We start from the raw sequence: 24,652 nt of genomic DNA, 5'->3' as shown, positions 1-24,652 counted from the left end.
CGCGCGATCTCTCAGGAACCGGCTTCCCCCATCTTCGCCCCCGCCTGTTGTGCGCGGATCACCATGCCGCCGGCGACGCCGACGCCGATGACGTACATCCAGCCCTCGTGGAAGTCGAACAGATGCGAATTGAAGAGCGAGGTGAAGACGTTCTGCACCACGACCAGGAGCCCGATCCAATGGGCAAGCCCGTCGCCGCGAAACAACAGCAGATGCAGGATCCAGATCGCGTAGAGGATTGCGACGCCGATCACGCCCCATTGCACGGCAACGTTCAGCGTCTGGTTGTGGGGATTGCCAACCACCTCGGCGGAGGCCTGGTACATGCCGCTAGGGGTCGCGACGCGTTCGAACAATCCGCGCGTCGAGCCGGTGCCGTGCCCCACGATCGGTGCCTCCGCGAAAAAGCCGAGCGACTTGCGCCAGAATTCGAGCCGCAGACCCAGCGAGGTCGGCTCGCCTTTTTCCACATAGCGCGTGTAGTCGTCGGTAAAACGCTCGGCAGTATGTCGCAATTGCGGCGATATCTGCCAGGCGAGAAAGGCACCGGTGAGAAGCGCGGCGGCGAGGATCCCAATGCTGCGCCATTTGAGGTGAAGCAGCGCGAACACGCCGAACATGATGGGGATCGTGACGAGCGCGGTGCGCGATACGACCACGAAGGCCATGTTGACGACGAAGCTGAGCGCGAGCGCGATGAGCAACCCGGCGAACCAGTAGCGCTTCTCGCGCAGCAGCATCACGATCGGATATGCGAGCGCGACGGCGCAGAGCGCGAATTCCTGGCTCTGGTCGATGTAGTTCTTGACGAAGATGCCGCGCTCCATGGGGTCGGTCTTGAGCGCGAGGTTCGGATAGAAGGCGACCAGCCAGGACATCACCGACAGCAGGGCGCAGGATACCAGGAAGGCGACGAAGACCCATTGGCCGCGGACCGGCAGCACGAGCAGCTTGACGGTCGGATTGACCGCATAGAAGCGCGCGCCCCACGACGCATCCGACCACAGCGTCCCCACCAGCGCGAGCAGCACCAGCGCGATCGGCGCCACACAGATCGGACGCTTCAGCGATTGCAGGAAGGCGCGGACGTCGAGGAACGGCACCATGCAGAGCAGCATCAGGGCGTTGAAGATCCCCGCGAGCGACGTCGACCATGGCAGCGAGGCCGCGGTCAGAATCGCAAACAGATCGACGGTCTCGCGCCAGGCCGCCGGGCTGCGCAGGCGCCGCCGCAGCATCTGGCCGAGGGACTCCCGGACAAGCGCAGTCACTTGCCGCCTCCCCGGGCGCGATGAACCAGCGCCGTGGTGCTGAAGCCCTGGAGAATGTCCACCAGCACGACCGTTCCGCCCGCGGCCTCGACGACCTCATGGCCGACGACCTGCTCGCGGGTGTAGTCGCCGCCCTTCACCAGCACGCCGGGCCTGATCCTGCTTATCAGGTCGATCGGCGTGTCCTCCGCGAAGATGACGACGAGATCGACGGCCTCCAGTGCGGCGAGCACCTCGGCACGCGCGCGCTCGTCCTGCACCGGACGATCGGCGCCCTTCAGCCGGCGCACCGAGGCGTCGCTGTTGAGTCCCACGATCAGGCGATCGCAGGCGGCGCGCGCCGCGGTCAGCACCTTGACGTGACCGGGATGAAGGATGTCGAAACAGCCATTGGTGAAGCCGACGCGCTGGCCTTGCCTCTTCCATTCGTCGAGCTGGGCATCGAGCGCGGCCGGATCGAGCACGATCTTCTCCTCGGCCGCGAGAGTGGCGTGCGGCAGGATCTTTCGGCGCAGCTCGGCCGCACTCACGCTGGCGGTGCCCTGCTTGCCGACGGCGACGGCGGCGGCGGCATTGGCCACGCGCAGCGCCGTATCCCAGTCCGCGCCGGCCGCGAGCGATACCGCGAGGGCGGCGGCGACGGTGTCACCGGCACCGGAGACGTCGCGCACCTTCACCGGGAAGGCCGGAACGTGCACGGCCCCGCCATTGCGCGGCACCAGCGTCATGCCGTGCTCGCCTTGCGTGACCAGGATCGCCTCGCAGTCGGCGAGCCTCATCACGTCCTCGCTGGCCTCGACGATGCTCTGCACCGTCTCGGCGCGGCTGCGGGTCGCTTCCGAGAATTCCTTGCGATTGGGCGTGAGCAGCGTGGCGCCGCGATAGATCGCCCAGTTCAGGCTTTTGGGATCGACCACCACCGGCTTGCCGAGCTTTCGTGCGGCATCGATGGTGTGGCGGATCACGCGCGCGGTCAGCACGCCCTTGGCGTAGTCGGACAGCAGCACGATGTCGGCGCGCGCGATCTGCGGCAGGATCGCGTCGATCAATTTCGTTTCGACGTCGTCGGAGGCAGGCGCCGCCTGCTCCCAATCCGCGCGCAGCATGTGCGTGGAAAAATGCTCGGAGACGAAACGGACCTTTCGCGTGGTCGGCCGCGAGGAATCGCACACCAGCACGCTTTCGATGCCGGCCTGCTCACCCAGCGCCGATGCCAGCCGCTTGCCCGCATCGTCCTCGCCGACGAGGCCGACGAAGATGCAGCGCGCGCCGAGCGAAGCGACGTTGCGCGCGACGTTGCCGGCGCCGCCGATGTGAATCTCGCTGCGCTGGGCGACGATGACCGGCGTCGGCGCTTCGGGCGAGATCCGCGACACCTCGCCATAGACGAATTCGTCCAGCATGACGTCGCCGATGCAGAGCACCGCGCGGCCTGAGATCGTTTGCGCGAGGGCGTCGAAATCGAGAATGGGGGTCGCCATGATCAAGGGCCTCAGCGGAAGCGGTCGGGCCGGTCGAGATAATCCCCGACATAGGCTTTCACCGCGTCCTCGAGCGTCGTGAAGCCGCCGTTATAGCCGGCACGACAGAGGCGATCGACCTCGCTCTGGGTGAAGTACTGGTAGCTGTTGCGGATGCTCTCGGGCATGTCGATGTATTCGATGTTGGGCCTTTTGCCGAGCGCGGCGTAGGCAGCCAGCATCAGATCCTTGAAGCTGCGCGCCCTGCCGGTGCCGACGTTGAACAAGCCGGACACCGACGGCGTCGCCAGCAGCCACATGACGACGCGCACGACGTCGTCGACATAGATGAAGTCGCGGCGCTGGTCCCCGTCTTCGATGCCCTCGCGATGCGACTTGAACAGCTGCACGACGCGGCCCGCTTTGACGTCGTCGAAGCGCCGCGCCAGCACGCTCATCATCGAGCCCTTGTGGTATTCGTTGGGGCCGAACACGTTGAAGAACTTCAGCCCGGCCCATTGCGGCGGCAGCGGATCGCCGTTCGCCACGCGCCCGGCGACCGCGAGGTCGAACATGTGCTTGCTCCAGCCGTAGAGATTCATCGGCCGCAGTTTCTTCAGTGCCGGTAACGAAGCGTCGTCGCCAAAGCCGGCCTCGCCGTCGCCATAGGTCGCGGCCGAGGAGGCATAGATGAACGGCACCGCGTTCATCGTGCACCAGTCCAGAAGACGCATCGACAGGCGGAAATTGGTCTCGAACACGAGGTCGCCGTCGATTGCGGTGGTCTCAGAAATCGCCCCGAGATGGATCATGGCGTCGAGCTGGCGGCCCGTCAGCCAGTCGGCCAGCTCGGCCGGGGGAACGATATCCACAAGCTGCCGCTTGGCGAGGTTGCGCCACTTGCCCTCGGTGCCGAGCAGGTCGCAGACCACGACGTCGCTGCGGCCGGCCTCGTTCAGCGCGGCCACGACATTCGACCCGATAAAACCGGCCCCGCCGGTCACCAGCAACATTCCAACTACCTGCCCGATTTTCTTGGTGCCCGGCCCTGCCGTAGCGCATGATCCGCCAAAGTGTAAGCGGTTTTGGGATCGCCGCTTCTGCCGGCTTTACCTGCCGGCCGGGAGCGGCTACCGAACCGCCATCCTCGGCACGACTTCAGTCCTAATAACGAATGAATATTGATTCGCAACTTGTTGGAGATGCAGACCGGAGCGACACCCGCCCGATCCTGATCATTCCCTACATGTGGATCGGCGATTTCGTACGAAATCACACCGTGGTGCGGGTCCTGAAGGAGCGCTGGCCCAACCGGCCGGTCGATCTCCTGACCACGTCGCTGTGCGCCCCCCTGATCGACTACATGCCCGGCGTGCGGGAGGGCATCGCCTGGGACCTGCCGCGCGGCCAGCTCGCGATCGGCCGCCAGCTCGGCCTGGCAAAGCTCCTTCGGAAGCGGAACTATGGCACCGCCCTGGTGCTGCCTCGAACCTGGAAGGCGGCCATCGCGCCGGCCCTGGCCGGTATTCCTGAACGGGTCGGCTTCGTCGGCGAGTTTCGGTTCGGCCTGATCAACCGCTGGCGCTGGGGCGAGAAGAAGCTGCCCCGCTTCATCGACAAGAACGCCGCCCTGGCCCAGCCGGACGGCGCGCCTCTTCCCCCCGAATGGCCGGTGCCGCAATTGCGCGTCCCGGCCGAGCAGATCGTCCGCTGGCGCCAAGCCAACGGCCTGACCGCAGGCGCTGCGGTGGCGCTCGCCCCGGGCTCGGTCGGCGTCTCAAAACGCTGGACCTCCTATCCGGAGGCCGCGCGGCTGCTGGTCGAGCGCGGGCTGGAGGTCTGGGTGGTCGGCGGCCCCGGCGAGAAGGGCCTCGCCCAGGAGATCGTCGCGGCCGGCGGCCCGGGGACCGCTGGCGGCCCAGGGGTGCGCGACCTCACCGGCACTGATCTGCGCAACGGCGTGCTGGCCATGGCCGCAGCCGGCGTCGCGATCTCCAACGATTCCGGCCTGATGCACATTGCAGCCGCCCTGGGCACGCCCACGATGGGCATCTTCGGCCCCACCAGCCCCTATCTCTGGGCCCCGCTGAACGGTCTCGCCGCGACTGTGGTGCAGGACAAGGAAGCGCTGTCCTGCCAGCCCTGCCAGAGCACGATCTGCAAGATGAACGACCACAGGTGCATGCGGAATATCGCAGCAGCGGACGTGGTGGGGATCGCGGAGCGGGTGCTGAGAGAGGCGGAGGCAAGGGCGATGACGTGAGAGTCGGCGACCTCACCTAAGCTGGGACTTGATGCGCCCTCAAATGCGATTCACCCATACGCACGTCCCAGATCATATTTCGCCGTCAGAGCATCAATTGGAATATTCCATTCCTTGCTAATGGTCCGGATCATATCCAAAGTCAGTGGCCGGACGCGATTCAGGATTTCGGACGCACGATTACGTCCAATCAACGCCGCCAATTCCGCCTGCGAGCGCCCCATGGACTCAATTGCGAAATGGAGCACGTCGATTGGATCGCCGTGACGGATTGCGAAGTGATTATCTTCGTACTCCTTGATGAGCGAAGACAAGACTTCGAAGCGATCAGCGTCAGGCGTACCGGGCGTCGGCTCGACCTCGAAGTAGCGAGACACTTCGCGGATTGCCCAATCATAATCCTGTTCGTTGTGGAGAGGCTTGACGTCCATCATCACACAGTCTCCGCGTCTATTCCGTCATACTCTTCGTGCGTGCCAACGAACTTTATGAGCGCTGTCTTGAACCTGTAGGAGAAATGGACCACGAGGCGATACTTGTTGCCGCCGATATCGAAGATGGCTCTGTTGTCTCCAACAAAATCCACGTTGTTTCCGAATGCCTTCTTCAGGTCGACCGGGCCGCTCCAGTCCCCCTTGGAAACGATTTCATACCAGGTTCCCAACGGGATCTCGGCTTGGGGATATCGCTCCCAAAAGGCCTTGAGTGCCCGTCTTGCTATTACATTCATTGCCATAACATGTTCCCATTACGGGATCAATCAAAATTCCCAGATTGGGAACGCGCTCTTTTTTGGGGCGTTGCGCTATGGAAGCTGTCGTAACGCGCCCGTCTTTGGCGGGTGATGAGTTCGAGGTGAGCTGCCTGTCAGATCGTCAGAAAAATCGCGGCCGCCCGACTTGATCAGGTTGTGAGCCGTCCCTAGCCGCAGCCCGCGGACTTGCAGGCCCGCAGTGGCGAAGAGGTCCAGGATGTCATCGATGGTTTTTGGAGATTGCCTGTCTACAGCTGTTTTGCCCGACGAGTCAAAACGATTTCGCAAAATCAGCATTTGATCGCCCCGCGGCCAAGCCATTGATTCTGCTGTCCCCGGCTACTGTGCATGGGGTTGTTTTCGCGGTTTTTGTTTGCGACCGGCGAAAACCGCATCAGAGCAGCGGCCGATAGACCTCCCCTATCCGCGCTGCTTCCGCATCGAGGCTGAACTCCGCCAGCACCCTCGCCCGCCCCCGCTCGCCCATCATCGTCGCAGCGGCGACGTCGCGCATCAGCGGCTCCAGCGCCGCGGCGAGCGCGTCGGCATCCCCCGCCGGGATCAGCACGCCGGTGACGCCATCCTCCACCACGAGCTCGGCCGCGCCGGCACGTGCGGCGACCAGCGCGCTGCCGGCCGCCATCGCCTCGATCAGGGTCAGGCCGAAGCCTTCGTTGCGCGAAGTGAAGGCGTAGATCGTCAGTCGCTGATACCAGCGCTGCACCGCTTCGATCGGCAGCTCGCCGGTGATGACGATGCGCGATCGCAGGTTGGCAGCTTCGATGCGCTTCTTCAGGTCATTGGCAAAGGCAGTCTGTTCTGGCGTGACCTGACCGACGATGACGGCGGTGAAATCGGGATGGCGCGGCAAGAGGCGGCACATCGCATCGACGAACACATCGGTGCCCTTCTGCGCCCGCACGCGGCCGAAGCAGCCGATGGCGTAGCGGCCCGGCAGCCCGCTTTCCGCGAACGCCGCAGCGCGATCCGTCGGCGGCGCGTAGACGTCGGTGTCGACGCCGTGCGGGATCACCGTCGCCTTCACCTTCAGGAACGAGGCCGAGATATCTGATGTCGCGATGATCGCGTCCATGCGCCGGATCAGCCAGCGCGTGATCCAGCTGTGATGCCGCTGCGCCGCCGAGGTGAACACGAGTTTCAGTGGCCAGCCGAGCGCGCGCAACACGACGCCGGCGATCATCTCGTTGTTGCGGCGCGCATGCCAGATCACGGGCCGCTTGCGACGCCACAATCTCAGAAAATCGGCAACTCCTAGCCGCGCGATCCCCTCCGGCGCATCCGAGCCGAACCAGGCGGCGCGGTACAGTTTCGCCAGTCGCGGCGCCACCATCCGGTTGGTCGCGGTGACCCCGGAATAGCGCCTGTGCAGATTTGGCACGATCACGTCGAGATCATCAGGGGAATTCGCCACGTCATGCTCCGTTTCGCAAAGCCCCTATACGCAACATTAAGCATAGTGACCAGTTCAGCCGCGCCGATACCCCCTCTTCACCACGCAAACGCTAGTTTTGCGCGTTGATCGAAGACGGGTGAGATCATGACTGTGCTAGTCACCGGCGGCGCCGGCTACATTGGAAGTCACACGGTCCTGGCGCTGGCGGAAGCCGGCGAGGACGTGGTCGTGATCGACGATCTCTCCACCGGTTTCTCCACTTACCTGCCCGAAGGCGTGCCGCTGTTCATCGGCGATGCGGGCGATGAAAATCTGCTCGAAGGCGTGATCGCCCAGCACGACATCGAGAGCATCATCCATTTCGCGGGCTCGGTCGTCGTGCCGGATTCGATGCGCGATCCGCTCGGCTACTACCGCAACAATTTCACGACCGCGCGGAATCTGCTCAATGTCGCCGTGAAGCGCGGCATCAGCCGCTTCATCTTCTCCTCGACCGCCGCCGTCTACGGCAATCCGGACCAGGTGCCGGTGCCCGAGCACGCGCCGACGCGGCCTCTGTCGCCCTACGGCTCGTCGAAGCTGATGACCGAGATCATGCTGCATGACGTCGCCGCCGCCTACGGCATGCAATACGTCACGTTGCGCTACTTCAACGTCGCCGGCGCCGATCCGCAGGCGCGCATCGGGCTCGCCACCGTCGGCGCCACGCATCTTCTCAAGATCGCGGTGGAAGCCGCCACCGGCCAGCGCGCCAAGATCGACGTGTTCGGCACCGACTATCCGACCCCCGACGGCAGCTGCATTCGCGACTTCATCCATGTCACCGACCTCTCGCAGGCGCATCGTTCGGCGCTCGCTTACCTGCGCAACGGCGGCGCCTCGACCACGCTGAACTGCGGCTATGGCCGCGGCTACTCGGTGCTGGAGACCATCGACGCGGTGCGCCGGGTCTCGGGCCGCAGCTTCGCCGTGCAATACGCCCCGCGCCGGCCCGGCGACATCATGACCATGGTCGCCGACACCAGCCGTATCCGCGGCCTGCTCGACTGGCGGCCGCAATATGACGACCTCGAGACCATCGCGGCGCACGCGCTGGCCTGGGAGGACAAGCTGTTCCGCGAGCGCCACGGCGACCTCCGCCACGCCGCTTCGGCCTAGAATCATCCCAAGCGCAAGCCCTTAATTGGGCTTGAAAAACTCGGCTTGAGCGGGCACAGAGGCCCATCGATCCCTGACGCGCGGGCAGGCTTTGTCCCGCGCCGTCAATGGACACCGGATGGCCCAGTTTCCAAAGAAAATCACCGACGATCCCTACGCGGCAGCGGTCCTGATTCGCCGCTTGGTCACGGAACAGGGCATCGTCTACTGGCGACGCTATCTCGTCGCCTTCGCGCTGATGGCGCTCGCCGCAGGCGCGACCGCAGGCGCGACCTATGTGCTCGGCCAGGTCATCAACCAGGCCTATGTCGACAAGAACATCCCGGGCATCGCGATGTTCTCGGGCATCACGGTCGTGTTGCTGTTCATCAAGGGCGTGGCGACCTACGGCCACATGGTGATCCTGACCAAGATCTCGAACGCGATCCTCGCCACCAACCAGCGCCAGCTGTTCGCCAAGCTGATGCGCGAGAGCGTCGGCTTCTTCTCCGAGCGGCATTCCTCCGAATTCCTTGCGCGCCTGACCGCCGGCGCGAAATCGATCACCGACGTCCTCAACATGCTGGTCAACGCCGTCGGGCGCGACCTCTTGATGCTGCTCGCCATGATCGGCGTGATGGTGTGGCAGGATCCGCTGATGTCGTTCATCGGCCTCGTCGCGGTGCCACCGGCGATGCTGGTGCTGCGCAAGCTGGTGAAGCGTATCAAGGGCCTCGCCTACAACCAGTTCACCGGCACCGCCGACATCATGGAGACGATGCAGGAATCGCTGCAGGGCATCCGCACCGTGAAGGCGTTCACGCTCGAAGAGACCATGCAGAAGCGCATCGACGAGAACATCGCGGTCGTCGAGCGCAACGCCAACAAGATGGCCCGCGTCGCCAACCGCTCCAACCCGCTGATGGAAATGCTCGGCGGCTTCGCGGTCGCCGGCTGCCTGATGTACGGCGGCTATGCCGTCGTGGCGCTCAACGCCACGCCCGGCGCGTTCTTCTCCTTCATGACCGCGTTCCTGATGGCGACCGAGCCGGCCAAGCGGCTGGCGCGGCTCAACATCGACCTCAACAGCCAGCTGGTCGGTGCACGCATGCTGCTCGAAGTCGTCGACAGCCCGGCGAGCGAAAAGTCCGACGACGACAAGCCGTCGCTGAAGCTGTCGGATGCCCGCATCGAGCTGCGCGACGTCAGCTTCTCCTATCGCAACGGCGAGACCGTGCTCAACCGCATGAGCTTCACGGCCGAGCCCGGCAAGGTCACCGCGCTGGTCGGCCCCTCCGGCGGCGGCAAGTCGACAGTGCTGGCGCTGCTCTTGCGCTTCTACGAGGTGACGCAAGGCGACATCGTGATCGACGGCCAGTCGATCTCGTCGGTCTCGCGCAAATCGCTGCGCGCGCAAACCGCCTATGTCGGCCAGGACGTCTATCTGTTCCGCGACACCATCCGCAACAACATCGCCTTCGGCCGGCCGGGCGCGAGCGAGGACGAGATCGTCGACGCCGCCAAGGCCGCCTGCGCGCATGATTTCATCATGAGCTTCCCGCTCGGCTACGACACGCCGGTCGGCGAGCACGGCACGCAGCTCTCCGGCGGTCAGCGCCAGCGCATTGCGGTGGCGCGCGCGCTGATCAAGAATGCGCCGATCATCCTCCTCGACGAAGCCACCGCCGCACTCGATTCGGAGTCCGAGCGGCAAGTGCAGGAGGCGATCGAGCATCTCTGCCAGAACCGCACCACCATCGTGATCGCGCACCGCCTGCACACCATCATGCACGCCGACGCCATTCTGGTCGTCGAGGGCGGCGAGATCGTCGAGCAGGGGCGGCATGACGATCTGCTGCGCCGCTCCGGCCGCTACGCCTCTTTCTTCCGTCTGCAACACCACGGGTCCGGCGCTCTGGCGCCGATCAGTGCGACCGCATAGAGTTCGTTCCACCTCAAGAGCAGCGAGACCCTGCATGAACGCCGCCTCCTACGTCATCCCGCTTCCGCCCCAGGCCTCGCTTCCCGTCGTCGGGGAAAGCGGCCGCTATCCGGTGCGCCGCATCTGGTGCGTCGGCCGCAATTATCTCGAGCACATCCGCGAGATGGGCAATGACGAGCGTGCCCCGCCGTTCTTCTTCGCCAAGCACGCCGACATGCTGGTGCCCGACGGCGCCACCATTCCCTATCCGCCGCTGACCAAGGACCTGCATCACGAGGTCGAGCTGATCGTCGCGATGAAGAGCGGCGGCCTCAACATCCCCGCCGACAAGGCGCTGGAACACGTTTACGGCTACGCCGTCGGCATCGACCTGACCCGCCGCGATCTCCAGATCGCCTCGCGCAAGAAGGAGCGTCCCTGGGAGATCGGCAAGTCGTTCGACTATTCGGCGCCCTGCTCCGCAATTCAGCCGGCCTCGAAGATCGGCCATCCGGCCAAGGGCAAGATCTGGCTCACGGTCAACGGCAAGGAAGCCCAGAAGGGCGACCTCACCGAGCTGATCTGGAACGTGCCCGAGATCATCTGGCAGCTCTCGCAGCAGGTGAAGCTCGCCGCCGGCGACATCATCATGACCGGCACGCCCGCCGGCGTGTCGCAGCTCCAGCCCGGCGACAAGCTGGAATGCGGCGTCGACGGCGTCGGCACGCTGAAGGTCTCGATCGGCCAGCCGGAGTAGTTTGGGCCGCGCGAAAGAAAAACCCCGGAGCTTGCTCCGGGGTTTTTGATTCAGTCCTGCTGATTGACCTGCTCGTTGCTTCGGAGCCAGTGATAAGTGACGGTCACCGCAGCGCCGACCAGACGATGAGGCCGAGGATCAACGCGGTCAGCGAGTATTTCAGCGTGTAGTAGACGTTGCGGTTCCACTCCTTGACCTTGCGGCTGGCGAGATGGATCTCGTAGAGCTTGCCGAACACCTTGTTGAGCACCCCGACGTTCTCGCCGTCGACATTCTGGGTCGCCGACGCCTTGACGATGTGGTGGCTGACCCAGCGGTTGATCGCGGTCATGAAACCGAACTTCATCGGGCGCTCGACGTCGCAGAACAGGATGATGCGGTTGACGTCGGTCGCATTCTCCGCGCTATGGATGAAGGTCTCGTCGAACATGAAGGCTTCGCCGTCGCGCCAGACGCATTCGACCCCGTCGACGAGGATCCGGCACTTGTTCGAGTTCGGCGTGACCAAGCCGAGATGGTAGCGCAGCGAGCCCGCGAAGGGATCGCGGTGGGCCCCTAACTTGCCACCGGGCGGCAGCACCGCGAACATCGCGCCATGCACGCTCGGGATGGAATTGAGCAGCTCCACCGTCTTGGGGCACAGCGTGCGCGCCGAGGGCAGGAAGTCGTCATACCACTTCAGGTAAAACCGCTTCCAGCCGCTCTTGAAGAACGAGTAGAAACCCCAATCGTTGTTCTTGGCGGCGGCTCGAATGAACCCTTCGTCGAACAGGCGCACCGCCTCGTCGCGGATGGTCTCCCAATTCTCGCTGAGGGGCTTCAACTCGGGAAACTGCTCGACCGGGATCACCGGCCTGTTCGGCACAGCCGAGCCCGCATACATCAGCACGTTGTAGGGCGCGAGATAGGTCGAGTGATCGCCGAGCTGGCGCGCGAAGCGCAGCCGCTGCTTGCCGCGGAAGTGAACGTAAATCGTCGAGGCAGCCAGCACATAAAGGATGACGAGTTGCGGCGCAAAAAGCTGTTTCAGCATTTCCCCAGTTCCCGAGTGAACCCAGCCGGGGACGTCATCTACTCCCGCCCGATCCGGGCGACAAGATATTCACCGCAGGGTTGCAATCACGGTGGGGAGAGCGCTTGCAGGGAGCCGGGACCGAAACCGACCGAATCAGGCTCGCGACAGAGCCTGGAGCCCCTTGAAGGTCAGGCGCTTGGGGTCGGTGATGCCAGCGAGATAGAGACGGCGGATGAAGGCGATGACGGCATCGCGGTCGCAATCGGTCAGCGCGACGACGGCGTCGACTGCGATTCTCTGGGCTTCCATTGGGCTTACCTCGGCCTTACGAGTAACCCCGGCCGAGACAGGCTAGGACTCATCCGTTAAATCGGCGTTAACCGTTTCGGAACCATCGCCGATTCAGCCCCGCCGCCGTATACGCAAAATAGCGCATTGCGCGGGCGCGAAGCGGCTCAGCGCGCCTTAATGCTCTTCTTCAGCAGCGCAAACTGCTTCTTCAGCCGGGGCACCGCGAAGTCGGTGAAGGCCCGCACTTTTGGCAGCGAGAGCCGGCCCTGTGGGCAGATCAAATGCGCGGGCACCTCCGGGTCCTCGTCGCCGGCCAGCACGATCTCGAGCTCGCCGCGCGCGACCTGCTCGGCCACCTGATACGAATACATCCGCGCCACGCCGCGTCCGGCGACAGCCGAGGCCACTGCCGCATAGGTGCTGTTGACGACGAGCCGCGGGGTGAACTGCACCGAGCGCGACACCGATGAACCCGCCTGCGGCGCGAAGGTCCAGGAATTGGGCAGATGTGCCATTGCGACGATCTGGTGCTTGGCGAGATCGCCCGGCTCAGCGATGCGCGGATGCTGCTTCAGATAGCGCGGCGCTGCCACCACGACACGGCTGATCTCGCCGACCCGCATGGCGATCATCGCCGAATCGGCCAAGGGACCGATGCGTAGCGCGATATCGACGCCCTCCTCGATCAGATTGACCGCGCGATCGAACAGCAGGAGCTTTGCCGACACTGTGGGATAGGCATCGAGAAACGCATCAAGGATCGGCCGCAAGACCATCTCCCCCGAGACCACGGGAGCCGTGATCGTGAGCAGCCCGCGCGGCGCCGTGCGCGGTCCAGCCGCAATGTCGTCGGCTTCCTCGAGCTCGGCGAGCACTCGGCGGCAGATCGCGGCATAGCGCTCGCCCTCCTCGCTCAGCTTGATCGAGCGCGTGGTCCGGTGCAGCAGCTCGGCGCCGACGCGTTCTTCCAGAAAGGCGATGGCCCGGCTCACCGCCGCCGGCGAGCGGCCGAGCTTGCGTCCCGCGGCAGCCAAGCTGCCCTCGTCCACCGCCAGGACGAACACTTTCATCGCATCCAGACGATCCATTCCCGTCCGTCGTCCCCTGAGCTGCTGCTCGCAGGCTAGGCGTTCGCCGCGATCACGACAACTACCGCCGGGCGCCGGCCCGCACCGGCCCGCATTCGTTCGCGCGGCGAAAGAGTGTCTGCCGGACGGCGGATATTCGCGACCGGGCCGCTGCGGCGTAACTCAGCACGCAAGCCAGCCGCTGCTGGCGCAGGTTCTCAAAGCCAACAACAGGAGCCCTATCATGGGTATCGAGCAGAAGGTCGCCATTGTCACCGGTGCATCGCAGGGTATCGGCGCCGCCATGGTCCAGGGCTTTCGCAATCGCAACTACCGCGTCGTTGCCACGGCGCGCTCCATCAAGCCGTTGGGCGACGATGATGTCCTCGCCGTTCCCGGCGACATCGCCGATCGTTCCACTGCGGAGCGCGTGGTTTCGCAGGCGATCGCCCGCTTCGGCCGAATCGACACGCTGGTCAACAACGCCGGCATCTTCGTCGCAAAGCCGTTCACGCAATACACGGCCGAGGACTATGCGGCGGTGATGGGAACGAACGTCGCGGGCTTCTTCAACATCACGCAGCTCGCCATCGCCGAGATGGAGAAGCAAGGCTCCGGTCACGTGGTGCAGATCACGACCACACTGGCGGATCAGGCCAACTCCAACGTGCCATCTGTGCTGGCTTCGCTGAGCAAGGGCGGGCTGAACGCTGCGACCAAATCGCTCGCAATCGAATATGCCAAGCGCGGCATCCGCGTGAACGCGGTCTCACCCGGCATCATCAGGTCGCCGATGCATCCGGTCGCGACACATGCGCAGCTCAGTGCGTTGCACCCGGTCGGTCACATGGGGGAGATGTCCGACATCGTCGATGCGGTCCTCTATCTCGAGGGGGCCTCCTTCGTCACCGGCGAGATCCTGCATGTCGACGGCGGCCAGAGCGCCGGTCATTGAGAGTAGGAGAGGCACCATGCCCATCGTCACCATTCAAGTGACCCGCGAGGGAACGACGCCGGGAACGGCGTCGCTCACTGCGGAGGAGAAGGCCGCGTTGATCGGGGGCTCGAGCCAGCTCCTGCTCGACGTGCTAGGCAAGCCGCTCGATTCCACCTTCGTGGTGATCGAGGAAGTGGACAAAGACAATTGGGGCTGGGGCGGCCTGCCGGTGCAGGAGTTCAGGCGCCGCCGTGCCGCAAAGACAGGATGATCCGCGCCCTTGCGCGCCGGACGACGACATGACCAACGCAGACACAGGCGACACGTCGAGACCCGTCCGCAACCGCGGCCGGGCTCGGCCTCTTGCACGACCTAGCGGTATGCCCTGGGGGGTTTGTCCGCATCGTTGATCGGGCTTGGCCTTGCCCGCTTCTCCTACACGGCTTTGATCGCCGCAAAATGGTTCCGCCCATCCGACGTCGTCTGTCCCGGCGCCGCGAACCTCGCGGCTATCTCGGCGACGCGATCAGGAATATTGCATCACGCCGTCGTCAATCCGGCCGAAGCGCAGGGAAACGATGTCGAGCGCGTAGTTCTGATACAGCCGCCAGGGCCGCTTCGAGCCTTGTTTCGGCATCTTCGCAATCGAGCGCTGCACGTAACCCGAGGTGAAATCGAGCGAGGGCTGAAGAGTGACGTCCGGGTCCTCATTGTGCGGCATGCACTGGCGGAAATTGTGCCGGTCCATGTAGTTGATGAGCCGGCAGACATACTCGCAGGTGAGATCGCATTTCAGCGTCCAGGACGCGTTGGTGTAGCCGAAGGCCGACGCCATGTTCGGCACGTCGGCATACATCATGCCCTTGTAGGTCAGCGTATTGGCGAAATCGACGACGCGGCCGTCGACACTGATCTCGAGACCGCCGACGACCTGGAGCACCAGCCCGGTCGCAGTGACGATGATATCGGCGGCAAGCTCGCGGCCGTCCTTCAGGCGGATGCCGTCGCGTGTAAACGTGTCGATCTCGCTGGTGACGACGCTGGCGCGCTGCTCGCGGATCGCCTTGAAGAGATCGCCGTCAGGCACGAGGCACAGCCGCTGGTCCCAGGGGTTGTAGCGCGGCGTGAAGTGGGTCGCGACGTCGTAGTCGGGGCCGAGCGCCATGCGGACGCCGTTGAGGATGAGGTCCCTCACCTTCGCGGGCCGGCGCCGGCTGAGCTGGAAGAAGAACATCCCCCACATCACGTTGCGCCAGCGGATCAGATGATAGGCGAGCCGTGCCGGCAGGTTCCGGCGCAGCTTGTTGGCGAGGGGATCCTGCGCCGGCCGCGACACCACGTAGGTCGGCGAACGCTGGAGCATGGTGACCTGCGCGGCCTTCTTGGCGAGCTCCGGCACCAGAGTCACCGCGGTCGCGCCGGAGCCGATCACGACGACGCGCTTGCCCGCGTAGTCGATGTCCTCGGTCCATTTTTGCGGATGCACGATCCGGCCGGCGAAATCCGCCGTGCCCTTGAACTCCGGCGTGTAGCCTTCCTCGTACTTGTAATAGCCCGAGCACAGAAACAGGAAATTGCAGGTGAAGCGCACCACCTCGATCGCGCCCTCGCCCGTCATGCGCTCGGCCTCGATGGTCCAGCGAGCATCAGGCGTCGACCACGACGCGCGCTTGACGCGGTGACGGAAACGGATGTGCCTGTCGATGCCGTTCTCGCTCGCTGTTTCGCGCACATAGCTCAGAATCTGCGGCCCGTCGGCGATCGCCTTCGGATCGGTCCACGGCTTGAAGGAATAGCCGAGCGTGAACATGTCGCTGTCGGAGCGGATGCCGGGATAGCGGAACAGGTCCCAGGTGCCGCCGATACAGTCTCGGCCCTCGAGGATGGCGTAGCTCTTGCCTGGGCACCTGGTCTGAAGATGATAGCCCGCGCCGATGCCGGACAGGCCGGCACCGACGATCAGCACGTCGAAATGTTCTGGTTGCATGGTTTCCTCCGCCACCGAGGATTGTCCGCTCGTCGCTGCCGGCCGTCAATTGACAATCAGCCGTGCAGCAACTGCAAAGCGAGACAATTCCATGCGCCGAAACAACAAAGCCCCGGATCGCTCCGGGGCTTCGCGTCGATGGCCTGTGAACCAACGGCTCAGTAGCGATAGTGATCGCTCTTGTACGGGCCTTCCGGCTTGACGCCGATGTATTCGGCCTGGTCCTTGCGCAGCTCGGTGAGCTTGACGCCGATCTTGGCGAGGTGCAGGCGGGCGACCTTCTCGTCGAGCGACTTGGGCAGCACGTAGACCTTCTTCTCGTACTTGCCGTCCTTGTTGTTGGCGAACAGCTCGATCTGCGCCAGCGTCTGGTTGGTGAAGGACGCCGACATCACGAAGGACGGGTGGCCCATCGCGTTGCCGAGGTTCACGAGGCGGCCTTCCGACAGCAGGATGATGCGGTGCTTGTCGGGGAACTCGATCTCGTCGACCTGCGGCTTGATGTTGGTCCACTTCAGATTGCGCAGCGACGCGATCTGGATCTCGTTGTCGAAGTGACCGATGTTGCAGACGATGGCGCGATCCTTCATCGCGCGCATGTGCTCGATGGTGATGATGTCCTTGTTGCCGGTGGCGGTCACGAAGATGTCGGCGCGGGGCGCGGCGTCTTCCATGGTCACGACCTCGTAGCCTTCCATCGCCGCCTGGAGCGCGCAGATCGGATCGACTTCGGAGACCATGACGCGGCAGCCGGCCTGGCGCAGCGAAGCAGCCGAGCCCTTGCCGACGTCGCCGAAGCCCGCGACCATCGCGACCTTGCCCGACAGCATCACGTCGGTGCCGCGGCGGATGCCATCGACCAGCGATTCACGGCAGCCATAGAGGTTGTCGAACTTGGACTTGGTGACGCTGTCGTTGACGTTGATCGCCGGCCACAGCAGCGTGCCTGCCTTCTGCATATCGTAGAGACGATGCACGCCCGTCGTGGTCTCTTCGGAAACGCCCTTGATGCTCTTGGCAATTCCGGCGAAGTAGCCCTTCGGCTTTTCCTTGAGCTGCTTCTTGAGCAGCGCGAAGAAGACTTCTTCTTCCTCGGAGCCGGGCTTGTCGAGGAAAGCGGTGTCGCCGTTCTCGGCGCGCAGACCGAGATGGACATACATGGTGGCGTCACCACCGTCGTCGAGGATCATGTTCGGGTGGCCGCCGCCGTGCCAGTCGAACAGCTTCGCGGTGTAGTCCCAGTACTCGGTCAGTGTCTCGCCCTTGACGGCAAAGACGGGAATACCGGCTGCCGCGATCGCGGCGGCAGCGTGATCCTGCGTCGAATAGATGTTGCAGGAGACCCAGCGAATGTCGGCGCCGAGGGCTGCCAGCGTCTCGATCAGCACGCCGGTCTGGATCGTCATGTGCAGCGAGCCGGCGATGCGCGCGCCCTTCAGCGGCTGCTTCGGGCCGTACTCCTCGCGGGTGGCCATCAGGCCGGGCATCTCGGTCTCGGCCAGCGAGAGTTCCTTGCGGCCGAAATCGGCCAGCGAAATGTCCTTGACGATGTAATCGTTGAAGCCGGGCTTCGCGTTCATTGGGGGTTCCTGTCTGTTTGGCCGTCGTTCCGGTGCGCTTCTGAAACGAGCGACCCCGGAATCCGGAGGTTCGAGATTCCGGGGCGCCGCTATCGCGGCGCCCCGGAATAACGCGAGAGAACTAGAGCGCGCGCTTGAGCGGCTCGACGAGATCGGTCTTCTCCCAGGAGAAGCCGCCCTCATTGTCGGGCGTGCGACCGAAATGGCCGTAGGCCGAGGTGCGCGCGTAGATCGGGCGGTTGAGGTCGAGATGGGTGCGGATGCCACGGGGCGTCAGATCCATCGCCTGCGCCGCCGCCTTCTCGAGCTGCTCCTCCGGCACCTTACCGGTGCCGTGGGTGTCGATGTAGATCGACAGCGGACGCGCGACGCCGATGGCGTAGGCGAGCTGGAGCGTGCAGCGGTCGGCAAGACCGGCGGCAACGATGTTCTTGGCGACGTAGCGCGCAGCATAGGCCGCCGAGCGGTCGACCTTGGTCGGATCCTTTCCCGAGAAGGCGCCGCCGCCATGCGGGGCCGCGCCACCATAGGTGTCGACGATGATCTTGCGACCGGTCAGGCCGGAATCGCCATCGGGGCCGCCGATGAAGAACTTGCCGGTGGGGTTGATGTGCCAGATCGTCTTCGGCGTGATCCAGTCCTTGGGCAGCGCCTCGCGCACATAGGGCTCGACGATGTCGCGGATCTGCTTGGAGGAGATGTCCTCGATCAGATGCTGGTGCGAGACCACGATCTCGCGCACGCCGACCGGCTTGCCATTCTCGTACTGCACGGTGACCTGGCTCTTGGAGTCCGGACCGAGCACCTTCTCCTTGCCGGAGTGACGAGCTTCGGAAATCAGGCGCAGGATCTTGTGGGCGTAGAAGATCGGCGCCGGCATCAGATCGGGCGTTTCGTTGGTGGCGTAACCGAACATGATGCCCTGGTCGCCCGCGCCCTCTTCCTTGACCTCACCCGGCTGCAGCGCATCGACGCCCTGGGCGATGTCGGCGGACTGCGGATGCAGGAGGATCTCGATGTCGCAGGTCTTCCAGTGGAAGCCTGCCTGCTCGTAGCCGATGTCCTTGATCGCGTCGCGAACGACGCCTTCGATCTGCTCGTTGGTCACCGACTTCGGACCGCGGGTCTCGCCGGCGATCACCACCTTGTTGGTGGTCGCGAGCGTCTCGCAAGCCGCGCGGATCTGCCAGGGATCGATGCCCGCCTTCGGCCCTTCACGATAGAACAGGTCGACGATCTCATCGGAGATCCGGTCACAGACCTTGTCCGGATGGCCCTCGGACACGGACTCGCTGGTGAAGAGATAGGACGCGCGCATCAGTAACCCCTTGTTCCGCCGCTACCGGCGGGCGTTTGCGATGTTTACTTTGGATGATGTCAATCACGCCGACGCGAGATGACGTAGGATTCGTCGAGAAACCAGAGCCCGTTGTACTTTCGCAGCACGTCCCTGGCGGCATCCAGAGTGCGGCCGTTTTGAGTCATTTCCGTCAACCGGTCGTCCTCAATCTGAGCGACATACACCGCCGCATTCCACGCTGCAAAGGCCGTAGAGGTCCCGATGGTACCCGTGACCTCGTTGGGCAGCGCTTCCATATCATACCTGAAGATCGAACGGTTATCCGCGTAAGCATTAAAATTTAAGTCGCGGCCCACCGATCCAAGTTCATACTTAACTGCACGCAGTAGCTCATGACGGCTGACCGAGAAAGGATTTTCTCCCGGCCAGATCGCCTGGATCATTTCCATGCCAGGATCCTGGCCGTGGGAGTGGATTCCGATCAGCCTGCCGCCGGGCCGAAGCGCCCGCGCCAGCGGTGCGATGATCCGCTTGGCCCGGAAATTGACCGAGGACAGGGCCCGGTAGGGCTGGGATGCGATGACGAGGTCGAAATTGGCCTCGGTCTGGCCCGGCCGCGGAATGGTCGAATCCAGCAAGAACCTGTGGTCTTCGCGATAGAGCACGAGGACGACAGGCCGCTCGTAGAGCGGCATGGCCGTGCGTGGGCTGATCGCAGCGCGCCAGTTCTGTTCCAGGAACGGCCTCAGCTCGGCGATCTGCTGCTCGAACTCGCCCGATGACGCACCGCGCAGCGGCACCTCGTGCCAGACGGTCGCAGCCGCCGCCGCAGGCGATGCCGGCGTGAGCCAGGGCGCCTCCGCGTAGAACATGTTGGTGAAGACGAACACCGACGCGGGATGCTCGAAAATGCGGTCCGGCACCTTCTCGAGCGTCAGGCGCAGGTCCTCGAGACTGAGCTCCTTGCCGGCGACATAGAACGGCATGTGTGGAAAACGCTGGTGCGTTGCGCGCAGCACCCGCGCCAGCACCGTGCCGTCGCCGACGCCCGCGTCGAACAGGCGCAGCGCCGGCGGGCGCGGATGGATCGAGGCGAGCTCCAGCGCGACCCGGTCCGCGATCACCCGCTTTTCGCTGCAGGTGTGGACGAACAGCAAATATTTCTGGCGGTTCTCGAAGAAGCGGAAATTGCCGCGCGGGTCGCGCTTTTCCGGTGGCACCTGGAGGCCCCGGGACGGTGGCACGCCGCCGGCCATGGATGCGGCCATGTAGGCCTGGATCCGCTCCAGGGTGTCGATGGTGATGCGCTTTCCCTCGCGCAGGCGATGCACCAGCTTCCCATCGTTCACCGCGCGCCGGCCGAAAGTCGATTCCGCCATGTCCGCCTTGCGGCAGAAGTCGGTGATCTGGCTGAGGATTTCGTCGTTTTTCATAAGTGGGAAGCGGTGGGCAGACCGATTGGGTATTCACGTCCTAGCAAACTCTGCCCACCCTGGGAATAGCGGATCGAGGCGACCTTGGCGAGCCGGCCGTTATCGCGTGCGGGGGCCTGGAGTTGCAGGAGATGCTGGCGTGGGTAGGCTGAGGTCGTGCTGGGCACGACGAACAAGCAGGTACCGCGATCGAACTCGTCGCCGCTTGTCGAGGTTTGCTTGGCGGGAAAGTGAGGGCGGGGTTTGCGACGGCTCGCAGCTCTCGCCCAACCCTCAGCTGTCATCGCCCGGCTTGACCGGGCGATTCAGTATTCCAGAGACAGCGAGAGATGCGGGGAAGCCGGGTCGTACTGGATTCCCCGCTTTCGCGGGGAACGACAGTGAATGTGTGGAGAGGCTTCGCCACCGCTCACGTGACGAACTACGTGGGGCTCAGTTACCCCACACTTCCTTGGCGATCTCCACCGCCAGGCTGAGCTTGGCCCATTGCTCCTCCTCGGAGAGGACGTTGCCCTCTTCCGTCGAGGCAAACCCGCATTGCGGAGAGAGTGCGAGCTGCTCCAGGGGAGCGAACTTGGCGGCTTCTTCCAGGCGGCGCTTGATGTCGTCCTTCTTCTCGAGCTCGCCGAACTTGGAGGTGATGACGCCGACCACGACGATCTTGTTGCCCTTGGGCAGGAAACGCAGCGGCTCGAAGCCGCCGGCGCGGTCGCTGTCGTATTCGAGGAAATAGCCGTCGTAATTGGTGCCGGCGAGCATGGTTTCGGCGACCGGCTCGTAGCCGCCCGACGAGATCCAGGTCGAGCGGAAATTGCCGCGGCAGACATGCGTCGTCACCACCATGTCGACGGGCTTCTCGGCCAGCGCGTAGTTGATCACGCGGGCATAGATCTGCTGGAGGCCGTCGGGATTGTCGCCGCGCTCGCGCGCCTTCTGCAATTCGTCCTGCGAGCAGAGATAGGCCCAGACGGTGTCGTCGAACTGGAGATAGCGGCAGCCGGCATCATAGAAGGCCTTCACCGCCTTGCGATAGGTCTTGCCGAGATCCTCATAGAACGCTTCGAGATCGGGATAGACGTCCTTGGAGATCGACTTGCGGCCGCCGCGGAAATGCAGCACCGCGGGCGACGGGATCGTCATCTTGGCGGTGACGTGGGCCTGATCGGCGCATTTCTTCAGGAAGCGGAAGTGGTCCAGCATCGGGTGGTCGTCGGGGAAATCGAGCTTGCCGATCACGCGCACCGCGTCGTGACGGGTCTGCACGCCCGCAAACTGAATGCCGGTGTCGGGGTGGAACAGCTCGCAGCCGGTGAGCTTGGCCAGGAAGTCGAAATGCCACCAGGAGCGGCGGAATTCGCCGTCGGTTGCCAGCTTCAGCCCGATCGAGGCCTGCTTGTGCACGACCTTCTCGATCTCCATGTCCTCGATCTTGCGCAGATCGTCGGCGGAGATCTCGCCCTTCTCCAGCCTGGCACGGGCTTCCTTGATCTTGGCCGGACGCAGGAGGCTGCCGACCTCGTCGGCGCGGAAGGGGGCTTTGGTTCGCTGCATGTGTTACTCCCGAGATGTTCTAGTGGGCCGCCGCCCCTGCGACGCCGAGGTGGCGCTCGAGGACCGATGGGTCGGACTTCAGCGCGGCGCTCGGGGCGTCGTGGACGATCGTTCCGCGCTCCAATATCACAACGCGGTCGGCCAGCCCCAGAATCTTTTGGGCATTCTGTTCGACGATGATCGAGCAGATGCCGCCCGCCCGGGTGATGGTCCCGATCGCCTTCAGCAACTCCTCGACGATGATGGGGGCAAGGCCTTCGGTCGGCTCGTCCAGCAGCAGGACTTTCGGGTTCAGCGTCAGCGCACGGCCGATCGCCAGCATCTGCTGCTCGCCGCCGGAGAGCTGGTTGCCGAAATTGCTTCGCCTCTCCTTCAGCCGCGGGAACATCTCGTAGACCTTCTCGACCGTCCAGGGGCCGGGCTGCGCCACCGCGGTCATGTTCTCTTCCACCGTCAGCGAGCGGAAGATGTTGCGCTCCTGCGGCACCCAGCCGATGCCGGCACGTGCCCGCTGGTCGGGACGCAGCATCGTGACGTCGGTGCCGGCGAGCGTGACACTGCCTGCGAAGCGGCGGGTGACGCCCACGATGGAATTGATCAGCGTGGTCTTGCCGGTGCCGTTACGGCCGAGCAGCGCCAGCACCTGTCCTTCGGCGAGGCGCAAGGACATGTTGGGCAGGACCACAGCCTCGCCATAGCCGGCACGAAGTGACTCGATTGCGAGCAAGTCAGACATTGACCGGCTCCTCGCCGAGATAAACCGCCTTCACCTGCGGGTCGCGCGCGACCTGCTCGGGCGCCCCTTCGGTGAGCAGCGCGCCCGAGACCAGCACCGAGATGCGGTCGGCAAAGGAGAACACGAGGTCCATGTCGTGCTCGATCAGGAGCACGGTGACGTCCCGCGGCAGCGCGCCGACCACCGCCAGAATGTCGTGGCGCTCGCTCTCGGGCACGCCGGCGGCGGGCTCGTCCAGCAGCAGCACGCGCGGCTTGGCGGCGATGGCGACAGCGATCTCGAGCAGGCGCTGCTTGCCGTAAGGCAGCGTCACAGTCTGCTCGTTCATGACGTCGAGAAGGTGGAAGCGCGTCAGCAGATCGGCAAGCTCGTCATTGACGTCATTGCGCGTGCCCATGCGCCGCCACCAGTCGCCGCCATGGCCGAGGCGCTCGGAGACGGCAAGGCCGATGGTCTCGAGCGGGGTCAGGTCGGGATAGAGCTGGTTGATCTGGAAGGTGCGCGACAGCCCGCGCAGCACGCGCTTGTGCACGGGCAAGTCGGTGATGTCCTGGCCTTCGAGCAGGATGCGGCCGGAGTTCGGCTTGAGCACCCCGGTGAGCTGGTTGATGACGGTGGTCTTGCCGGCGCCGTTCGGGCCGATCAGCGCGTGGCGGGCGCCCTGCTCGACCTTCAGCGACAGATCGCGGGTGACGCGGAGGCCGCCGAACTGCTTTTCGAGGTTCTTCGTTTCGAGCACGATGGTCATGCATCGCTCTCCGGCACGGCGACCACGGCCTTGCGCCCGGCGACCTGCTTGATCACCAGATTCGGCACATAGAGCACCCAGCGGTGCAGGCGCTCGCGGCCGACCAGCACGATCACGACCAGCACGAGGCCGATCCAGAACTGCCAATATTGCGGGGTGATGGTCGAGAACAATTCCTGCAGCAGGCGGAACACGACCGCGCCGATCAGCCCGCCATAGAGATACCCGGTGCCGCCGATGACGAGCACCAGCATCAGATCGGCCGATCGCTCGAAGGCGAACACGTCGAGCGAGGCGATCGCGGTAGTCTGGGTGAACAGCGCGCCTGCAATGCCGGCATAGAACGCCGCGAGCGTGTAGATCGCGATCAGCCGACGGTTGACCGGAATGCCGATGGCGGCGGCCCGGAGCGGATTGTTCTTGATCGCGCGCAGGGACAGGCCGAACGGCGAGTGCACGACGCGGCGCGCGAACAGGAACAACAGGAACAGGACAGCCAGCGAATAGAAGAAACCGGCCTTGCCGAACATGTCGAACGGAATCGTGCCTAAGATGGGCTGCATCTCGATGCCCTGCAGGCCGTCGGTGCCGCCGGTGATGTTGGAAAAGCGCTCGGCGAGCGCTTCCAGCAGAAGCGCGATGCCGAGCGTGACCATCAGGCGCGTCAGGTCGACGCCGCGGATCACCAGGAAGCTGGTGGCAAAGCCCAGCACCATCGCGGCGAGGCCGGCGACGATCAGCGCCAGCACGGGCTCGGTGACGATGCCGTGCAAGGCAAGCAGTCCCGCCGCATAGGCGCCAACGCCGAAGAACGCCGCGTGGCCCAGCGAGACGATGCCGGCATAGCCGAGGATGAGATCGAGCGACATCGCGAACAGCGCCAGCCGCAGGATGTCGGTCATGATCAGGTAGCGCGAGGGAAATGCGAAGCCGCAGGCCAGCACGATGAGCCAGAACGCGATTTCGCCGTAGTGCCAGCGCGCCTGGCGCTGAGCATGATAGCCGACCTCGGAAGCAGCGCTCATCGGCG

The 24,652-nt window shown here is 64.4% G+C and carries 23 protein-coding genes; 6 read left to right on the top strand and 17 right to left on the bottom strand.

Features of this window, described 5'->3' with window-relative positions; all coding sequences use genetic code 11:
• Window positions 1–11: 11 nt before the first annotated feature.
• Genes AX729_RS07265 through rfaD form a run of 3 tightly spaced genes read right to left on the bottom strand, consistent with a single transcriptional unit; the run spans window position 12 to window position 3,744 of the window.
• On the bottom strand, window positions 12–1,271 hold the full coding sequence (locus AX729_RS07265) for an O-antigen ligase family protein (RefSeq protein WP_061021527.1): 1,260 nt from the start codon (window positions 1,269–1,271) through the stop codon (window positions 12–14).
• Window positions 1,268–2,752 carry a D-glycero-beta-D-manno-heptose-7-phosphate kinase gene (gene rfaE1, locus AX729_RS07260; protein ID WP_061021553.1) on the bottom strand — a complete coding sequence of 495 codons (1,485 nt, stop codon included), beginning with the start codon at window positions 2,750–2,752 and terminating at the stop codon, window positions 1,268–1,270. Before rfaE1 ends, AX729_RS07265 begins: the two co-directional genes overlap by 4 nt.
• A gap of 11 nt (window positions 2,753–2,763) precedes the next feature.
• Window positions 2,764–3,744: an ADP-glyceromanno-heptose 6-epimerase gene (gene rfaD / locus AX729_RS07255; protein ID WP_061021525.1), complete on the bottom strand. Its 981-nt coding sequence runs from the start codon at window positions 3,742–3,744 to the stop codon at window positions 2,764–2,766.
• A gap of 161 nt (window positions 3,745–3,905) precedes the next feature.
• Between rfaD and waaF the strand changes: the two genes are divergently transcribed.
• Window positions 3,906–4,994, top strand: coding sequence for a lipopolysaccharide heptosyltransferase II (gene waaF / locus AX729_RS07250; RefSeq protein WP_061021523.1), 1,089 nt, complete (start codon window positions 3,906–3,908; stop codon window positions 4,992–4,994).
• A gap of 50 nt (window positions 4,995–5,044) precedes the next feature.
• On the opposite strand, the gene AX729_RS07245 is transcribed toward waaF, so the two are convergent.
• From AX729_RS07245 to AX729_RS07235, 3 genes are all read right to left on the bottom strand, one after another.
• Window positions 5,045–5,428: a helix-turn-helix domain-containing protein gene (locus tag AX729_RS07245; protein ID WP_349643753.1), complete on the bottom strand. Its 384-nt coding sequence runs from the start codon at window positions 5,426–5,428 to the stop codon at window positions 5,045–5,047.
• Complete coding sequence (locus AX729_RS07240) at window positions 5,428–5,724, bottom strand: type II toxin-antitoxin system HigB family toxin (RefSeq protein ID WP_061021549.1); 297 nt, start codon at window positions 5,722–5,724, stop codon at window positions 5,428–5,430. The genes AX729_RS07245 and AX729_RS07240 overlap by 1 nt, the downstream gene beginning before the upstream one ends.
• A 418-nt stretch (window positions 5,725–6,142) precedes the next feature.
• Window positions 6,143–7,180 carry a glycosyltransferase family 4 protein gene (locus AX729_RS07235; RefSeq protein WP_061021521.1) on the bottom strand — a complete coding sequence of 346 codons (1,038 nt, stop codon included), beginning with the start codon at window positions 7,178–7,180 and terminating at the stop codon, window positions 6,143–6,145.
• A gap of 126 nt (window positions 7,181–7,306) precedes the next feature.
• On the opposite strand from AX729_RS07235, the gene galE reads away from it, so the two are divergent.
• From galE to AX729_RS07220, 3 genes are all read left to right on the top strand, one after another.
• Window positions 7,307–8,320, top strand: coding sequence for a UDP-glucose 4-epimerase GalE (galE, locus tag AX729_RS07230; RefSeq protein ID WP_061021519.1), 1,014 nt, complete (start codon window positions 7,307–7,309; stop codon window positions 8,318–8,320).
• A 118-nt stretch (window positions 8,321–8,438) separates the two neighbouring features.
• Window positions 8,439–10,241, top strand: a complete 1,803-nt coding sequence (locus tag AX729_RS07225) for an ABC transporter ATP-binding protein (RefSeq protein WP_061021517.1) — start codon at window positions 8,439–8,441, stop codon at window positions 10,239–10,241.
• A gap of 34 nt (window positions 10,242–10,275) precedes the next feature.
• Window positions 10,276–10,977 carry a fumarylacetoacetate hydrolase family protein gene (locus tag AX729_RS07220; RefSeq protein WP_061021516.1) on the top strand — a complete coding sequence of 234 codons (702 nt, stop codon included), beginning with the start codon at window positions 10,276–10,278 and terminating at the stop codon, window positions 10,975–10,977.
• Window positions 10,978–11,080: 103 nt separating this feature from the next.
• Here AX729_RS07220 and AX729_RS07215 read toward each other — a convergent pair whose 3' ends face one another.
• From AX729_RS07215 to AX729_RS07210, 3 genes are all read right to left on the bottom strand, one after another.
• Entirely contained in the window at window positions 11,081–12,010 is a 930-nt protein-coding gene (locus AX729_RS07215) for an aspartyl/asparaginyl beta-hydroxylase domain-containing protein (protein WP_061021514.1), read from the bottom strand.
• 135 nt (window positions 12,011–12,145) lie between these two features.
• Window positions 12,146–12,301 (bottom strand): hypothetical protein, encoded by a 156-nt coding sequence (locus AX729_RS40390; RefSeq protein ID WP_197433550.1) that lies wholly within the window; start codon window positions 12,299–12,301, stop codon window positions 12,146–12,148.
• A 146-nt stretch (window positions 12,302–12,447) separates the two neighbouring features.
• Window positions 12,448–13,371 carry a LysR family transcriptional regulator gene (locus AX729_RS07210; protein WP_061021512.1) on the bottom strand — a complete coding sequence of 308 codons (924 nt, stop codon included), beginning with the start codon at window positions 13,369–13,371 and terminating at the stop codon, window positions 12,448–12,450.
• A 223-nt stretch (window positions 13,372–13,594) separates the two neighbouring features.
• Between AX729_RS07210 and AX729_RS07205 the strand changes: the two genes are divergently transcribed.
• Window positions 13,595–14,305, top strand: coding sequence for an SDR family NAD(P)-dependent oxidoreductase (locus tag AX729_RS07205; protein ID WP_061021510.1), 711 nt, complete (start codon window positions 13,595–13,597; stop codon window positions 14,303–14,305).
• 16 nt (window positions 14,306–14,321) lie between these two features.
• Window positions 14,322–14,558 carry a tautomerase family protein gene (locus tag AX729_RS07200; protein ID WP_197433549.1) on the top strand — a complete coding sequence of 79 codons (237 nt, stop codon included), beginning with the start codon at window positions 14,322–14,324 and terminating at the stop codon, window positions 14,556–14,558.
• Between the two features lie 255 nt (window positions 14,559–14,813).
• Here AX729_RS07200 and AX729_RS07195 read toward each other — a convergent pair whose 3' ends face one another.
• The 8 genes from AX729_RS07195 to AX729_RS07160 all read right to left on the bottom strand — a co-directional run bounded on the left by AX729_RS07195 (window position 14,814) and on the right by AX729_RS07160 (window position 24,647).
• On the bottom strand, window positions 14,814–16,274 hold the full coding sequence (locus AX729_RS07195; protein ID WP_061021506.1) for a flavin-containing monooxygenase: 1,461 nt from the start codon (window positions 16,272–16,274) through the stop codon (window positions 14,814–14,816).
• Between the two features lie 158 nt (window positions 16,275–16,432).
• Window positions 16,433–17,854 carry an adenosylhomocysteinase gene (gene ahcY, locus AX729_RS07190; RefSeq protein ID WP_061021504.1) on the bottom strand — a complete coding sequence of 474 codons (1,422 nt, stop codon included), beginning with the start codon at window positions 17,852–17,854 and terminating at the stop codon, window positions 16,433–16,435.
• 121 nt (window positions 17,855–17,975) lie between these two features.
• Complete coding sequence (gene metK / locus AX729_RS07185; protein WP_061021501.1) at window positions 17,976–19,172, bottom strand: methionine adenosyltransferase; 1,197 nt, start codon at window positions 19,170–19,172, stop codon at window positions 17,976–17,978.
• A 59-nt stretch (window positions 19,173–19,231) separates the two neighbouring features.
• Window positions 19,232–20,587 carry a hypothetical protein gene (locus AX729_RS07180; protein WP_061021499.1) on the bottom strand — a complete coding sequence of 452 codons (1,356 nt, stop codon included), beginning with the start codon at window positions 20,585–20,587 and terminating at the stop codon, window positions 19,232–19,234.
• A 432-nt stretch (window positions 20,588–21,019) separates the two neighbouring features.
• On the bottom strand, window positions 21,020–22,138 hold the full coding sequence (locus tag AX729_RS07175; RefSeq protein WP_061021498.1) for a cobalamin-independent methionine synthase II family protein: 1,119 nt from the start codon (window positions 22,136–22,138) through the stop codon (window positions 21,020–21,022).
• Window positions 22,139–22,157: 19 nt separating this feature from the next.
• The gene (locus tag AX729_RS07170; RefSeq protein ID WP_061021496.1) at window positions 22,158–22,874 is read right to left on the bottom strand and encodes an ABC transporter ATP-binding protein; all 717 of its coding nucleotides are present in this window, start codon (window positions 22,872–22,874) and stop codon (window positions 22,158–22,160) included.
• On the bottom strand, window positions 22,867–23,622 hold the full coding sequence (locus tag AX729_RS07165; protein WP_061021494.1) for an ABC transporter ATP-binding protein: 756 nt from the start codon (window positions 23,620–23,622) through the stop codon (window positions 22,867–22,869). Before AX729_RS07165 ends, AX729_RS07170 begins: the two co-directional genes overlap by 8 nt.
• Complete coding sequence (locus AX729_RS07160) at window positions 23,619–24,647, bottom strand: branched-chain amino acid ABC transporter permease (RefSeq protein ID WP_061021491.1); 1,029 nt, start codon at window positions 24,645–24,647, stop codon at window positions 23,619–23,621. Before AX729_RS07160 ends, AX729_RS07165 begins: the two co-directional genes overlap by 4 nt.
• Between the last annotated feature and the right edge of the window lie 5 nt (window positions 24,648–24,652).

Origin of the sequence: Bradyrhizobium sp. CCH5-F6, from assembly GCF_001556045.1 — a bacterium.
Classification (GTDB): domain Bacteria; phylum Pseudomonadota; class Alphaproteobacteria; order Rhizobiales; family Xanthobacteraceae; genus Bradyrhizobium.
Note: the sequence above shows the minus strand (reverse complement) of the source record. Positions and strands in the feature narration are given on the sequence as shown.